At 31.0% G+C, this 15,306-nt stretch carries 12 protein-coding genes, 1 riboswitch and 1 other annotated feature; of the genes, 7 read left to right on the plus strand and 5 right to left on the minus strand.

The genetic code is table 11. The annotated features are described in order from the left end of the window. Positions 1-103 precede the first annotated feature (103 nt). From bsdE14_RS04755 to bsdE14_RS04770, 4 genes are all read right to left on the minus strand, one after another. Complete coding sequence (locus bsdE14_RS04755; protein WP_264848816.1) at positions 104-1,867, minus strand: DUF2207 domain-containing protein; 1,764 nt, start codon at positions 1,865-1,867, stop codon at positions 104-106. Positions 1,868-2,058: 191 nt separating this feature from the next. Continuing rightward, positions 2,059-2,913, minus strand: a complete 855-nt coding sequence (locus bsdE14_RS04760) for a YitT family protein (RefSeq protein ID WP_264848817.1) — start codon at positions 2,911-2,913, stop codon at positions 2,059-2,061. A gap of 228 nt (positions 2,914-3,141) precedes the next feature. Continuing rightward, a riboswitch (cobalamin riboswitch) is annotated at positions 3,142-3,322 on the minus strand. A gap of 192 nt (positions 3,323-3,514) precedes the next feature. Further along, positions 3,515-5,833 carry a putative bifunctional diguanylate cyclase/phosphodiesterase gene (locus bsdE14_RS04765; RefSeq protein WP_264848818.1) on the minus strand — a complete coding sequence of 773 codons (2,319 nt, stop codon included), beginning with the start codon at positions 5,831-5,833 and terminating at the stop codon, positions 3,515-3,517. Between the two features lie 208 nt (positions 5,834-6,041). Then, positions 6,042-7,577 (minus strand): methyl-accepting chemotaxis protein, encoded by a 1,536-nt coding sequence (locus bsdE14_RS04770; RefSeq protein ID WP_264848819.1) that lies wholly within the window; start codon positions 7,575-7,577, stop codon positions 6,042-6,044. Positions 7,578-7,744: 167 nt separating this feature from the next. Between bsdE14_RS04770 and bsdE14_RS04775 the strand changes: the two genes are divergently transcribed. The 5 genes from bsdE14_RS04775 to bsdE14_RS04795 all read left to right on the plus strand — a co-directional run bounded on the left by bsdE14_RS04775 (position 7,745) and on the right by bsdE14_RS04795 (position 13,374). Next, a complete protein-coding gene (locus bsdE14_RS04775) occupies positions 7,745-8,083 on the plus strand; it encodes a hypothetical protein (protein ID WP_264848820.1) in 339 nt (112 codons plus the stop codon). Positions 8,084-8,193: 110 nt separating this feature from the next. Then, a complete protein-coding gene (locus tag bsdE14_RS04780; protein ID WP_264848821.1) occupies positions 8,194-8,994 on the plus strand; it encodes a GumC domain-containing protein in 801 nt (266 codons plus the stop codon). Positions 8,995-9,159: 165 nt separating this feature from the next. Further along, positions 9,160-9,825: a response regulator transcription factor gene (locus bsdE14_RS04785; RefSeq protein ID WP_264848822.1), complete on the plus strand. Its 666-nt coding sequence runs from the start codon at positions 9,160-9,162 to the stop codon at positions 9,823-9,825. 13 nt (positions 9,826-9,838) lie between these two features. Then, entirely contained in the window at positions 9,839-11,218 is a 1,380-nt protein-coding gene (locus bsdE14_RS04790) for a sensor histidine kinase (protein WP_264848823.1), read from the plus strand. Between the two features lie 64 nt (positions 11,219-11,282). Further along, positions 11,283-11,539: a binding site (T-box leader), on the plus strand. Positions 11,540-11,676: 137 nt separating this feature from the next. Next, positions 11,677-13,374 (plus strand): glutamine--tRNA ligase/YqeY domain fusion protein, encoded by a 1,698-nt coding sequence (locus bsdE14_RS04795; protein ID WP_264848824.1) that lies wholly within the window; start codon positions 11,677-11,679, stop codon positions 13,372-13,374. 178 nt (positions 13,375-13,552) lie between these two features. On the opposite strand, the gene bsdE14_RS04800 is transcribed toward bsdE14_RS04795, so the two are convergent. After that, positions 13,553-14,230 carry a Crp/Fnr family transcriptional regulator gene (locus bsdE14_RS04800; RefSeq protein WP_264848825.1) on the minus strand — a complete coding sequence of 226 codons (678 nt, stop codon included), beginning with the start codon at positions 14,228-14,230 and terminating at the stop codon, positions 13,553-13,555. Positions 14,231-14,307: 77 nt separating this feature from the next. On the opposite strand from bsdE14_RS04800, the gene bsdE14_RS04805 reads away from it, so the two are divergent. Both bsdE14_RS04805 and bsdE14_RS04810 read left to right on the plus strand, forming a co-directional pair. After that, positions 14,308-14,631: a cupin domain-containing protein gene (locus tag bsdE14_RS04805; protein WP_264848826.1), complete on the plus strand. Its 324-nt coding sequence runs from the start codon at positions 14,308-14,310 to the stop codon at positions 14,629-14,631. A gap of 5 nt (positions 14,632-14,636) precedes the next feature. Next, on the plus strand, positions 14,637-15,251 hold the full coding sequence (locus tag bsdE14_RS04810; protein ID WP_264848827.1) for a 4Fe-4S binding protein: 615 nt from the start codon (positions 14,637-14,639) through the stop codon (positions 15,249-15,251). Positions 15,252-15,306: the final 55 nt, after the last annotated feature.

Raw genomic sequence — 15,306 nt, forward strand, 5'->3', positions numbered from 1 at the left:
AAGGAATTTTGCCTTTGGGCAAAATTCCTTTTTAACCTCTTACCTCTTACCTCTTACCTCTTACCTCTTACCTCTTACCTCTTACCTCTTACCTCTTACCTCATTAAAATCCTCCAGCTCCTCCGCCACCGCCGCTGTCAAAACCTCCACTGCTGTCACTGGAGCTAAAGCTTCCGCTGTATTCTGTATTTTTAAGTGATGTTTCAAAGGAATTATAAAAGCTATCATCATCACTACTCATTACATAATACATAGCCCAAAAGCTTGAATCTGTTACCTCAATATCATTTTCTTCCTTTGGAGTTATTTTATCAAGCAGATCACTTCTTAACCCCATTGAAACTGCATATATAAGATATATTTCCCCTTGCATAGGTTCCTTTTGGAGCTCCTCAATTTCATACTTGTTCAATTTTTTAATTCTTCTCTTCATGTTATTCCACAGCGCTAACTGTAATTCACTCTCTAGTGTTCTAGTATTAATTAAAAAAACAGCTGCAAAAGTTAATGAAGAAGCAATAATACTTATAAAGCCGTACATATTTCCCAAAGAAATCAAAAATATAGCCGCTGCTATTAGTATAATCTCAAATATAATTACAAAGCTTTTCAGATTGCCGGCCTTTTTATCCCGGAGATTAAGTTTATCTGCTTCAAGCTTTACTTCGCCTCTCCAAAGTGCAAATTGCCTTCTGAGATCATTAGGCTTGTTCTTACTGTAATTTTTTATGGTGTCTAAGCTTACAGAATTTCCATCTCCTATTTCATCTATAAGCAGATGCATTAAATATGCTTCATGTTTATATGTATTATCATCTTTTTTCCTTATCCTTTTAATTTTATATTCATCAGTTTTACCCTCAATGCTTAAATACCCTCGTCTTGAAAGTTCCATAACGGCAGCCATTAAATCATTTGGCATTAATCTCTCTTTTGCATTATAAGCTAATATAGCTGGATTATAATTTGCAATATCTTTTGCTGCCAATAAATCCTCTATATTGGAATATTTTTTTCTACTAACAAAAATGTAGCCAATAATTAATAAGCTTACAACACTCATAAGAAGAGCAATAATTTTTGTATCCTCTATAAGCTTTTGTCTTTCTCTTTCCTTTTCTATTTTTTCATTAGCATATCTATTTTCTTCTGCCATTATGCTTTCAAATTTGTTTTCATTACTACTTACTTTAGCCTGTGGGATTAGTTCTTTAGGAAATAAGGTTCTAACCTCCACATATCTTCCTTTTGGTACGTTTAAAGCTGAGAAATTTATAATTCTATCGTCCTTTATTTTCCATGCTCCATCTAAAGGTCCATGCGCAAAAACCTTCATCTCTTCCTTTTTTGATCCATTAGGAAGTACTACATTAATTTGCAGATTGTCTATTTTCGTTTCATTACTGCTGCCTATGAACTTCCAATATAGCTCCCCAATATCATTATATTTTTTTACTGCTCCAGGAATTTTATAAGTTATTCTAAAGTTTTTTATCTCATCTTTTGATGGAGAATATATTTTTAATTTTACACTGTTAGACTTATTTTCTATGCTATATACTCCTTTGTCTCCATTGCTAGCTGATTTCACTTCCTTATAAGCCGCTTCACTTCCTTTAAGCTCTGAAACAGTTATATTTGAAATGCCTTCTGCTTTATCAAAAGAAATGTCCTTATATACACCATTATACTTACCTGAAATATCAAAACTGAGATCTTCAACGGCACTCATTGAGCCATCCTGATTAATTTCAGCTTTAATAATATCGCTTTTTAGCTTTATTTCCTCTGCTTGAACTTTACTGCTTAATAGCACTGTAAAAACAATAGCTATAAAAATTCCAATCCCCCATTTGTTTAATCTCAATATAATCCCCCCTTAAAGCTTGTATATTTTATCATGCATATATAAAATTTTACCATAAATTAATACAACATTTCTATATAATGTCATAATCATATACTTTTTAATCATGAAATGATTTTATGTACAAAAATTGCACAAATGAATAAGCAGCTAAAATTGAATTTTAGCTGCTTATTCATAATTATCTAAATTTATAAAGCAGGTTTTAAAAATCCTTTACCTCTTATCTCTTCAGCTTCTGAAATAGAAATTAACGCATTGCTGTCTATTTTTTCAACTAAACCTTTTATATGATTTAATTCTTTTGTAGTCAACAAGCTATAAATTATCTTTTTCTTTTCGCCTGAATATGACCCTTCTCCATAAAGATAAGTAGTTCCTCTGCCTGTTTCTTTCATTATCATATTTGACATTTCTTTTTCCTTTTCAGTAACAATCATGATAATCTTTTTTTGCTCAAACCCTGATATAACTTTATCTATCACTATTGATTTTACAAACATTAAAACCACAGTATAAAGAGTTAGTTCAAGATTTGTGAAAAATACTCCTAATAGTACAATAGCTCCATTTAATATGAAATACAAAGTGGACATCTTTGCTCCATTTTTATTTCTGATTATCACTGCTATTATATCAGTACCTCCTTGCGAAGCTCTATTTCTAAATATTAATCCCATTCCAAATCCGCTAATCACAGCACCAAATAAAGTAGAAATAAACAAATCCTTTACTACGAAAATGCTAGATATATTTTTTGTCAATACTAGAAATATGGACATTGTTACCATACCTATCATACTAAAAAATACAAAATCCTTGTCTACCTTTTTAAGTCCCAATATGAATATAGGTATATTCAATATAAAAACCCAATATCCTGATGGTACATTGGTTATATATTGCGTTAGTAGTGAAATCCCAGCTATTCCTCCGCTTAAAAGCCTATGAGGAGCTATAAAAATATTTATTGCTATCGCATATAGAAGACTCCCCAAGCTTACTAAAGCTATTCTTTTAAAAAAGTCCTTTTTTTCTTTTACCATTTAACATGCCTTCTCTCTATTAATTTTATATAGTGAGCATTGGCAGCAGTTTTCTTAAATTAGAAGAAAAGTATACATTAAATTAAAACAAAAAAGGCCTTTATGAAAAGCCTTTTACAGTATCTTAAATATCTTAATAAAATAAACATAAAGCTTTTACACTTATGCATTCTTACATATTCAATGTACACTAAATTACAGATACCACAATTTCTTTCCCTCCGAAAGCTTGCTGCAAAATCCTAGGCAGGTCTCCTGACTCTAGCTTTATCCTCCTCTTTCCTTCCCAACTTTTCAGCCAGTGGTTAACAAGATTTGTAGGCTATCACAGTAGCGGGGGCTGTTGTGGCTTTTACCACATTCCCTTTTAATTTCATATTAATAGAAAACCTAAAATTTATTATTCACTTATATCTTTATATTAATTGTATTTTAAAAGCACACATAATTCAAATTTCATATCCTGCTATTTTCACAGTTATAATGCTTTTACACTTAAAATGCTTCCTATTTTGACGGATATCCTTCATTTTTGTATGTTCTTTGTTATTTTATGACTAAAATCATTCATAAAGTTCTGAAAATCTGCTTCTCATCTCTGTCAGTTCTTTAAGTATTTTTCTTCAAATTCAGAAGCAGGTAAGGGTTTATCAAAAATATAGCCTTGTATTTCATCACATCCAAGTTCTATTAACTTGTCTAACTGTTCATGCTTCTCTACACCTTCTGCTATAGTTCTAAGCCCCATAGCCTTTGTCATCATTATTATAGCCTTAATAATCTGCTCATCGCTATAATCATCGCATATTCCATCAATCAACTGCTTTGCAATCTTTATTCGATCTATATCAAAACGTTTAATATAACTAAGTGAGGAATACCCAGTTCCAAAGTCATCTATTGATATTAGCACACCTAAACTTGCAAGTGCATTAAATAATTCTTCCATTGCTATCTCACTTTTCATGGCACTGCTTTCTGTAATCTCTACGTCTAGCCAGCATGGGCTAACCTTTTTATTCTTAATTGTATTTTCAAGGTTTTCCATAAAGTTAATACTATCAACTTGCTTTGGCGAAATGTTTATTCCAATTCTAAGCTGTCTTTTATATTTAGTATTCCAATGATAAATCTGATCTAACGCTTTATTTATAACCCAGTACCCTATATCCACAATAGCTCCACACTCTTCAGCAATAGGTATAAATTCACCTGGCGATATAAATCCCTTACGAGGGTTTTTCCACCTAAGCAGCGCTTCTGCACCTACTATTTCTTCACTAGGAATGCTAAACTGAGGTTGAAAGTAAAGCTCAAATTCCTTATCATAATCTGCCTTTCTTAGTAATAACTCTATTTCATGATTTCGCTGGATCTTCTCACTTATTAGAGAGTTAAAAAAAGCATAATGCTTGCTGTTTTCTGACTTTGCATAATACATTGCAATATCTGCATTTTTCATTAGCATGTTTCTATCTACTGCATCCTTTGGATATATTGAAATTCCTATACTAAGCATTACCTTAAACTGATATGGCTCAATAATAATAGGTTTATTGCATAACTTTATTATGTCCTCAGCCAATTTAAAAATTAGATATTTTTCAAATTGACCATCCATAGCAATGACAAATTCGTCTCCACCTAAACGAGCCAAAAGCATAGAATTATTTTTTAAACTTTTAAGCCTATTAGCTATTTCAATTAATACTTTATCTCCCATATCATGTCCAAAGGAATCATTTATAGCTTTAAACCTATCCAAATCCATATATAATAATACTACCGTATGATTTCCCTTAGCATTTTTAATCATTTTTTCTAGCTCGTCCATAAAATATCTACGATTATTGAGGCCAGTTATAGAATCTTCCCTTGAAATTCTCTCTAACTCACTATTAAGATCTATAAGTTCCTCAGTTCTTATCTTAATCTTTCCTTCAAGTGAATCGTTTAGCGATTTTTCTCTCTTTAGTAAAGACTCATTAACTGCAGTGTTTTGTACATATCCACTTAACATTTGATGAAGTACTATAATAGAAAAAAACAATAGTGTAACATTCAATTTAAAGGAACCAACTAACAATAATAATAGTGGTGCTAATAACAAGAGCCTTATCTTTGAGCTCTTGCCTATATTTTCAGGTAATGAGAACTCAATATCCTTAGGATGTTTAGTTGGCTTGTATAACTCAAGTACGCTTGCAAAAGCAAACAACATTAGTGCGAAAATAAAAATTACATCTATTAAAGAGTTTGGCTTATAGGTATTATTTAACATCTGATAAGAATTTACTAAATCTGCACCTGTGTACAAAAATACAGAGATTATAATTAACTTTAAAGTATCTGAGATTTTTCTTCTTCTAACTGATATAAACATTATAAAAATATTACTTACTGCAATGAAGTCTGTTAATATGTATAAAAAGATTGCTAAGTTCTCCGCATCAAATAATAAGGCTGTGCTAAAATTATCTTTAAAAATAATTACCCATAACAAACTGATACCAATAGTCATAGTTGCGATAAAGTCCAATCCCAATTGAATAATATTCCACTTTCGAAAATAAGTTAAAAAATAAGCTAAAACAGCTGCTGCTATAAAAATATTTGGTATCAAATAGAGATAGGAAAACATAGTTATTTCTGTAGGGTCGAGTTTCAATACAATTGCATAATAAGCCCATACAAAATCACCTATGCCATAACTTAGGCAAGCCAAAGATAAAAGCAGCCAGCTAACATGAGTTTCATATGTATTTTTATAAGCATAATAAATATAATAAGCTGAAATAAATAGCAGAATAGGGGATATTATATTGCTCAAAGTATCCATACCTAGCATACATGTTACATAATAGGCTAGCAGCCCTAAGGCTAAAATTGAACTCCTTACGATAAATTTTCTCTTTTCCATAGCAATCCCCCTCCTTTAGCCATCCAAAAATATTATCTATTAGTTATATATCGACTAAATATGTATTTTTTTTAGACCTTTATTATATTTATTTTAAGATACTAAAGCATTAAAGTAATTATTTGGGAACTTTTTCATGTTTTTTTTAAATAAATAATATAGACTATAAGAAAAAAATTCTCATAGCCTATTTTTTTATTAATATACTTTATAAAGCTCTAGATTCTTTTTCTATGTTCTGAATGTATGAGAGCATTTCTTTTGATGAAGCGAGAAGCTGCTCTATTGAGGATGAAATGCATAATATATTAGAATGACTCTTTGTGTTTTTATTACATAGCGTATCCATAGTTTCCTTAATTGCTGAAGCATATTCTTTAGAGCACTGCACCAAATAAGTAATATTATCTACACGATTTACAATGTCCTTCTGCATTTCAAGCATATTATCAAAATTAATTACTGTTTTTTCTGTCTTTTCTAGTCCTGAGGCAACAATTTTATATGTATCAGAAATTGAATATACTGCATGATTTACATTATCAGTAATACTATCTAAAAGCTTTCTTATATCTTCTGCAGCTGAGCCTGCTTGTTCTGATAGTTTTCTAACTTCCTGAGCTACAACCGCAAAACCTTTTCCAGCCTCTCCTGCCCTTGCAGCCTCAATACTTGCATTAAGCGCTAAAAGGTTAGTCTGCTGTGCAATACCAGTTATTGTATCAACTACATTTAATATTTCCTTTGCTTTATTCCATAGCTCATAAACTACTTCTTTTGACTTTTCTGTTGAAACTTCAATTTTACGCATTTCATTTAATGAATCTAGAATTTCACCCTTGCTTTTTTCCGACATAGTAGATATATCCTTTACATAAACCATTATATTTTCTGACTCCTGTACCGTAACAGCGACCTCATCTACTATTTTATTCACATTTTTATTTGTATTGAAAGCATACTCAACAATATTCCTAGAATCCACTTCTATATCTTGTATTGAACTAGAAATTTGTTTTACAGCCAAATTGGATTCATCAGTAATTTGTAAAAGCTGACTAACTGAAGTAGTAAGGTTTTTTGCTGCAATTTCATTTTCTGAAAACCGGTTTTCTAGATCTCCAAAAATCTTTGCATTAGACAAAAGCATATTATGGGTTCTTTTAGTTAAAGAAATAAAAATAGGAATTAGAATAGCAAACTGAATAATAAAGCTAACCATATGAAGAGGTATCCATTGATATTCTGCTTGCATTAAAACATGATTATGGGATGCAATAAATTCTCCAATAAGAATAGACGGTATTAATGCAAAAAAAGTAGTTTTTAGCAGCTTTGCATCAAAATATAGACATGCTATTGCAATGGGTATAAACCAGAAAAATGCACCAGTCATATATATCATTCCAAAAATAGTCGTCTGTATTATTATAACTGTAAATACTTCAACATACTTAAAATAACTCATGTTAAGTTTTAAAGCCTTATAGATCAATGGAATAGCACAAACCGGTATTCCTACAGCACAAAGAGCAATAACAAAATTCCATGGAACAGCTAGAATCTTTAACAAATTAAGAATTATACATACAGGAAACAGAATAAAAAGTGCACTATTGATTTTAATAATTATGCCATTTACCTCTTTTTCATTTTTTTCAATAATCTCTGATTTGTTCATGCTTTGCTCCATCCCCTTAATTATTCCATTTGTAATATAGGTATATGATAGTCGAACTATCATATACCTATATTATACCATGTAAATGTTTTCAGTCAATATCTTCTTAACTTTTATAACTTACCTTTTAAAAATAAACTTTCATTTCACACAATTTCACACAGTTATTTAAAATTTATACCACAAACAACTTTTATAATAAAAGTATATTAAGAATCGAGGTGATAACGTTGAAAAGAAAATTTATTTTAGGAATAGTAAGCTCACTAACTTTAATTGCCTTGCTATTAACTGGCTGTGCTAACAAGCAAAAGGTATCTAGTGCTTTGAAGGCTGAAAACACTACATATCAAAGCTCTAATACTTCAGCTAATAATACTGTATCAACAAATAAAGACAGCAAAAGCATTACAGATGATGACTTATTAAAATCTACTGGTGATGACTCCTCCACCCAATTAGATTCTGTTGATAGTCAATCTGTACAGCTAAGTTCAGACGAAATAAATGCTCTACTAAATGAAAACACTGATTTAAAAAATATATCTTCAAGCTTTAGTGTTAAATAAAAAATTAGGAGACTGAACAGTAAGTAATCTTCAGCACCCCTAAGAAATACAGTATGTGTAACAATTAATAATTATTTCGAAACTCAAATAAATACAAGGAGGATTATAAAATGAAAAAATTATTATCTGCTTTACTAACAATTTCTCTAATTTCAAGCATGTCCACAATTGCTTATGCTGAGGGCAATGATACAACTACTCCCGCTCAAACTGTCAAAGCCTCACAAAATGAAACTCTTACACCTGAGCAAAAACAAGCTAGGGACGCCTTTTTAAAGGTATACTATGACTACATGAATCAGCTTGTTGCACTTAGGCAACAAACACAAGAAGCACAAACTGCTAATAATAACTCAGCTAAACAAATAAAGGATAAGCTTAAAGCAAAAACTGCTTTGAGTTCAGACACCGTATCTAAGTTAAAGGATTTAGCAGCTCAAAGAAAGTCATTAGTGGAACAAGCTAAGCAGCTTCATCAGCAGAGACTTTCACTAAGAACTCAGTATAAAGATGCTGTTAAAGCTAAAGATGTAGATAAAATGAAGAGCATTGAACAGCAAATATTAGATCTTAATAATCAAATTAGCCAGCTTAAAGCTAAGGATGATGCAATCAAGGCTCAGATAGAACCACTAAAAGAACAGCTAAAAAATATAAAAAACGCTAACAGTCAGCTAAAAGATAATGTTAAAAATCAGCTAGAGCAAGCTAAAACAATACATGAAACAATTAAAACTCAAGAACAGGAAAAAGCACAGCTTTGGAATACTTTTAAAGAAAATATAAAGAATAAAGATTATACTGCTGCTGAAACAACATTTAAATCCATAATTGATAAAAAGTCTGCTATTCTTGCCAATATTAAACAAAGGGGTACAATACTCAACCAAATATTAGCCTCTTTAAACTAAAACCTTAATAGCTTATCTGCATATTTAATAATAATGCATGACTTTAGAATTAAATTCTAAAGTTGTGCATTTATTTCATTACTAAATGCTAAATTATAACTTAATAATTCAATAGCTTATTGTTATAATTATATTGTAAATTCTATTTGGGGGTGTTTTGCCTATATGAGTTATGAAATATATTTAGTAGAAGATGAGGAAAATCTCAATGATATATTGAAGTCTTACCTTGAAAATGAGGGATTTCAGGTTACTTCCTTCTTAAATGGTGAATCGGCTAGAAAGTACATATTCACTCCACCTGATTTATGGGTATTAGATATTATGCTGCCTGACATAGATGGATTTCAACTTCTAAAGGAAATAAAGGATAAAGATAAGGATATTCCTGTAATCTTCATATCTGCAAGAGATAAAGACATAGATAGAATTATTGGACTTGAAATGGGCAGTGATGACTACATTTCTAAACCCTTCATGCCAAGAGAGCTTGTTATTAGAGTTCAAAAGCTTCTAAAAAGAGTTTATGGCACTGAAAAAAGTAAGAATGTAATAGCAATAGACGAATACTCTATCGACATGGAAAAAAGAATTGTTAAAGACCAACTTGAGGAAGTTATGATGACCTCTAGAGAATTTGATTTACTTGCTTTGCTCATAAACAAAAAAGGTGGAGCAATTTCAAGAGAGCAGATATTATATGATCTGTGGGGAGATGACTATTTTGGCAGTGATAGAGTGGTTGATGATTTAGTAAGAAGACTTAGAAAAAAGCTGCCAAAGTTAAAGCTTGAAACTATATATGGTCATGGATACAGACTATTAAATTAGAAAGGATACATTTATGAAAAAATTAAAAAATTGGCCCCTTTCAATGCAAATATGGCTTGTATTCACCTCGGTAATCGTAATTATATTTATTTTACTATCCACGTACTTTTCTTTCACTATAAGAAAATTTTTTACTGATGAAATGTATAACACCATTGAGATAGCTCAGGAGAATACAATACAAAAGGCTCTAGGAGAAACAGGCTTAAAAGAAGAAGTTATAACCGGAGCTGCAAGTAATGATATTCGTGACGTTAAGCATATTAGGCTTAATTTTTCCAATGATGAAGCTAATCTAACAAAGATAGAAAAGTTCGTTCCTAATAAGGCAAATGCAGAACTCTTTCTTAAAAAGCTGAAAAATCAAGCTGAAGCCCAAACTGTAACTACTAAAAGGTATGTTCAAATAACCGGTTCTGGAAGAGTGCTTTATGTAATAAGGGTAAATAATGATAAGAAAAAAGGTAATTTTATAGTTTCTTATATGTGGGATACATATAGGAATTCTCTTTCAAGAAATTTGCTAAGAAAACTATTTACAACAATGATTATTGCTCTAATAATAAGTCTTATTGCTGCAAAATATTTAGCACAAAAACTAGTAGTACCACTAAGACAATTAGAGAATAAGGTAAAGAAGATTGGTATAAAGCAATGGCATGAGAGTATTGATATAGATAGGGATGATGAAATCGGAGAACTTTCAAAGTCAATTGAAGAGATGCGAAAAGAACTAGTTAAACAGGATGAATATGAGCAGACAATGCTTCAGCAGGTCTCTCATGATTTAAAAACTCCTCTAATGGTAATCAGAAGCTATGTAAGGGCTGTTGAAGACCGTATTTATCCAAAGGGTAATTTAGAAAACACTATGAAAGTTATAGATACTGAAGCAGAAAGTATGCAAAAGAGAATAAAAAATCTTCTCTACCTTACAAAAATCAGATACATGTCAAAGCATATTAGTGATTTTGGCAAGATAAATATAAACCCTTTAGTTGATAAAGTTGTTAATAGCTTTATATATAATGAGAAAAAAATAGACTTTGAGCTTAACATAAGCGATATTAAAATATTAGGCGATGAAGAACAGTGGGCCGTTGTTTTTGAAAATATTATAGATAATCAATTAAGGTATGCAAAGCATATAATTAAAATAAACGTTTATGAAGACAGCACATACCAGTATATAACTATTTACAATGATGGAGAACACATCCATCCTGAAAAGCTCCAGACTATTTTTGATACCTTTAACAAGGATAAAGGCGGTAACTTTGGCCTTGGTCTTGATATAGTAAGAAGAATTGTGAGCATGTACAATGGTACAATAAAGGCCAAAAATGATGAAATTGGTGTATCCTTTATTATTACTTTGAAAAAAGATAATTAATGTATAAAAACTAATTGACATAGTATAATTTATATCATATTATGATAAAATAAAGCTAATATTTTATTTGACAATGATGAGAAGAGTAAATAGATGTGTTTTTTTACAGAGAGCTCTGGCAGCTGAAAAAGAGCAAAAAATTATCTATTGAAACAAGCCTCTGAGTCTTACACCGATCCTTTTTAGGGGAGGCTGTGACAGGAGCTCCTGTTATAGAGCTAGGATATAAGCATTATAATGATGCCGTATCTGAAGAGGTCAATATGGAAACATATTGATGAAATGGGGTGGCACCACGTGATTAATACTCTCGTCCCCAAGGCTGAAATAGTCTTGGGGGTGAGAGTTTTTTATTTTATATAAAATAAAGTAGTAAAATTTAATAGATGATTAAGAAAATTCATGAGCCATAATAGCTAATAATTGTTGCGAACTCATAACGAAAATAGGAGGGTAATATGGATAATTTAGATTTAAATCTCACAGAAGAAAGTAATATAAATTTTCTACAAAAGGTAGTTGAAGAGGACATAGAAAATAATAACTACTCTAGAGACATTTGCACAAGGTTTCCACCTGAACCAAATGGATACCTTCACATTGGAAGCGCTTATGCTATAAATATAAGCCACTGCATTGCAAAAAAATATAATGGTAAATTTAATTTACGTTTTGATGATACCAATCCTCTAAAAGAAGATATAGAATATGTAAATTCAATTATTGAGGATATGAAGTGGGCTGGCTTTGATCCTGGTGATAGAATTTTTTATGGCTCCGACTATTCAAGACAAATATATAATTATGCGGTTGAGCTTATAAAAAAGGGCAAAGCTTATGTTTGTGACCTCTCCTCTGATGAGATAAGGGAATACAGAGGCACATTAACGGAAGGTGGTATAGATAGTCCTTACAGAAATAGAACTATAGAAGAAAATCTCGATTTATTTGAAAGAATGAGAAGTGGTGAATTTCCTAATGGTGCTAAGGTGCTTAGGGCAAAAATCGATATGTCATCCCCTAATATAAACATGAGAGATCCTGTTATATATAGAATACTCCATACTAGCCATTATAAGACTGGCAATGAATGGTGCATATATCCTATGTATGACTTCGCTCATCCTCTTCAAGATTACATTGAAGGAGTTACCCACTCACTTTGCTCTATAGAATTTAAAAATCACAGACCTCTATATGAATGGGTTTTAAATGAATTAGATATCAAGGAACCACCAAAGCAAAGAGAGTTTGGAAGACTTAATTTAACTGGAGTAGTAACAAGTAAAAGGTACTTGAGAGAATTGGTATTTGGTAATTATGTTGACGGCTGGGATGACCCAAGACTTGTTACTTTAAAAGGGCTGAGAAGAAGAGGTTTTACCCCTGAAAGTATAGTTAACTTTCTTGAGGAAATAGGAGTTGCTAAAAGCGAAACTACTGTTGATATCTCTATGCTGGAGCACAGCTTGAGGGATGATTTAAAGCTTAAAGTTCCTTGCGTTATGTCAGTTTTAAACCCTCTTAAGGTTGTGATTACTAACTATCCAGAAAATGAAAGTGAATTGCTTGAAATCGAAAATAACCCTCAAAACCCAGAGCTTGGAAAAAGAAAAGTTAAGTTCTCAAGAACACTTTATATAGAAAAAGAGGACTTTATGGAAGAGCCAATAAAAGGCTTCCACAGATTATCTCCAGGTAAAGAAGTCCGTTTAAAAGGAGCATATTTTGTAAAATGTAATGAAGTAATTAAGGATGCTTGCACAGGTGAAATTATAGAACTACACTGTAGCTACGATCCAGAGACCAAAAGTGGTTCAGGCTTTGAAGGACGTAAAGTTAAAGGAACAATACATTGGGTAGATGCTGAAACAGCAATTAATGCAGAAGTTCACCTTTACGATAAGCTATTAGAAGATGAATCTCTATTAAAAGATGAATCAAAAACTTGGGAAGATAAGCTTAATCCAAAATCTTTAGTTGTTCTTAAAAATTGCTATGTTGAACCTTGTTTAAAGGATGCTCCTATAGAAAGTAAGTACCAATTTATTAGAACTGGATACTTCTGCGTTGATAGTAAATATACTACAGCAGATAAATTGGTATTTAATAGAATTGTTTCTCTAAAGGATTCTTGGAAAAAGAATAATGGTTAACCACCGTTATATTTGAAGTGTTAATAATCTCTAGCAGCATTTTTATTACACACTTTAACTATAACCTGCTATACAAAAAGTCCGCCATATCAGTAATAAATCTCTGATATAGCGGGCTTTATTATTCATAAAAATATAAGACTATTCATTAGTTTTTTACTTTTTAATACTATAAAAATTAAATATCAATATTTTTAAGTGTAATCGTCCTGGCGTCATATTCTAATAATCCATCCCTTCTCATTTTATTTAGCTCTCTACTTAAGGATGATCTTTGTATTCCTAATCTTTCAGCCAGATCTTTTTTAGATGTATTAAGTTTAATTACATTGCTATTTTGTATATGGTATTCGTATTTAATAAAATCTATAATGCATTGTCTTATGGTTTTCATTGATATAGTCTTTATTTTATCAGTTAAAATGATAGTTTTATCTGAAATAGCAGTCATTAACTCAATCATAAAGTTTCTATTACTGCAAAGTTCAAGTATTAATTCTTTTTCCATATGAAGCATAGTAACTTTAGACGCTGCTACCACTGTCATAGGATAATAATTTCTTCTAGCAAAAATAAGGTTTACTCCTATAATATCCTTACTTGTAAAAGTGTTTATTTTCAATATATTTCCGTTTTCATCTATGTTCTGCACAGATGCTTGTCCATTCAAAATAATGTCCATGGTACTGCATAATTCATTTTGAAGATGTATAATTTGTTCTTTTCCATATTCTTTAATTTCATATTTTGAGGAACTAAACACTTTTCTAAGCTCATCTTTAGTAAAGCTGCTAAAGATATTTAGACTAGATATGGCGTTTATGTACTCATCAATATTTATTTTAATCGCCTCCAAAAAGTTACCATGGTAACTTTTTTAAATTCTAATATAAAGTATACTATAGGAAATTGGAATATGAAAGGAGCTTTATTATGGTAGAAAAAGTTTATAACTATTCAACCCATGACACAAAAAACATTGAAAAACTTATTGATGATGAACATGTATTGATAAATCATATGGTTTTACCAAAGGGTGAAGGACTTCCTGAACACTATTCAAATTCAAATGTTTATATGTTTGTCATTAGATGGAATCTCACATTAAGACTTGATGAACAAGATCCACATAAATATGCTAAGGGTAATATCATTAATATACCTTACAACACAAAAATGAATGTTAATAATTTTGATGAAGACGTACTGGAACTTTTTGTAGTAAAATCCCCAAATCCTAAAAATTATCAGGAGTAAAATCCATGAAAAGAACTTTACAAATAATAGTACAAACTGTTTTTCTTATTCTATTCATCTTGTTATTTATTAATACTAAGATTCAAATGTGGATGCTTATACTGCTACTGGGGATTTTATCTTCATTTCTATTAGGTCGCATATATTGTGGCTGGATCTGCCCCATCAATACAGTTATTAAGGTAGTTACAAGTATTAAGAAAAAACTCCATATTAAAAGTTTTAAAATACCAAAGTTTCTCTCTAAACCTTGGGTGCGCTACCTAGTTATGGGATTGTTTATTGCAGTTTTTATTTTTATAAGAATTACCGGCAGGAATTTGCCTGTTTTAATCCACTTGTTTGCTATGGGCATATTATTAACGTTATTTTTCCCAGAAGAGCTGTGGCACCGCTATTTATGTCCTTATGGTACAATAATGAGCTTTCCAGCATCAAAAGCTAGACACTCCATGAAAATTAATGCAGATAAGTGCAATAATTGTGGTGCTTGTAGACGTGTATGCCCAGCTAAAGCTGTAAATAAGAATATAAAAGGCCATGAAATTCTAAAGGCTCATTGCCTTGTTTGCATGGAATGTTCTACAAACTGCAGACAAAAGGCTATTACTTATAAATAGTGCACTAAAATTAGTGCACTATTTTAAAATTACTACAAGCTTTTACTCCAATGTG

It is taken from the genome of Clostridium omnivorum (assembly GCF_026012015.1).
GTDB classification, from domain to species: domain Bacteria; phylum Bacillota; class Clostridia; order Clostridiales; family Clostridiaceae; genus Clostridium_AX; species Clostridium_AX omnivorum.

Bases quoted from the DNA above. Each gene is read 5' to 3' on its own strand.
- bsdE14_RS04760 (WP_264848817.1), bottom strand. From the start codon at position 2,913: ATGGTAAAAGAAAAAAAGGACTTTTTTAAAAGAATAGCTTTAGTAAGC.
- bsdE14_RS04790 (WP_264848823.1), top strand. From the start codon at position 9,839: ATGAAAAAATTAAAAAATTGGCCCCTTTCAATGCAAATATGGCTTGTA.
- bsdE14_RS04795 (WP_264848824.1), top strand. From the start codon at position 11,677: ATGGATAATTTAGATTTAAATCTCACAGAAGAAAGTAATATAAATTTT.
- bsdE14_RS04810 (WP_264848827.1), top strand. From the start codon at position 14,637: ATGAAAAGAACTTTACAAATAATAGTACAAACTGTTTTTCTTATTCTA.
- bsdE14_RS04765 (WP_264848818.1), bottom strand. From the start codon at position 5,833: ATGGAAAAGAGAAAATTTATCGTAAGGAGTTCAATTTTAGCCTTAGGG.
- bsdE14_RS04770 (WP_264848819.1), bottom strand. From the start codon at position 7,577: ATGATAGTTCGACTATCATATACCTATATTACAAATGGAATAATTAAG.
- bsdE14_RS04785 (WP_264848822.1), top strand. From the start codon at position 9,160: ATGAGTTATGAAATATATTTAGTAGAAGATGAGGAAAATCTCAATGAT.
- bsdE14_RS04805 (WP_264848826.1), top strand. From the start codon at position 14,308: ATGGTAGAAAAAGTTTATAACTATTCAACCCATGACACAAAAAACATT.
- bsdE14_RS04780 (WP_264848821.1), top strand. From the start codon at position 8,194: ATGAAAAAATTATTATCTGCTTTACTAACAATTTCTCTAATTTCAAGC.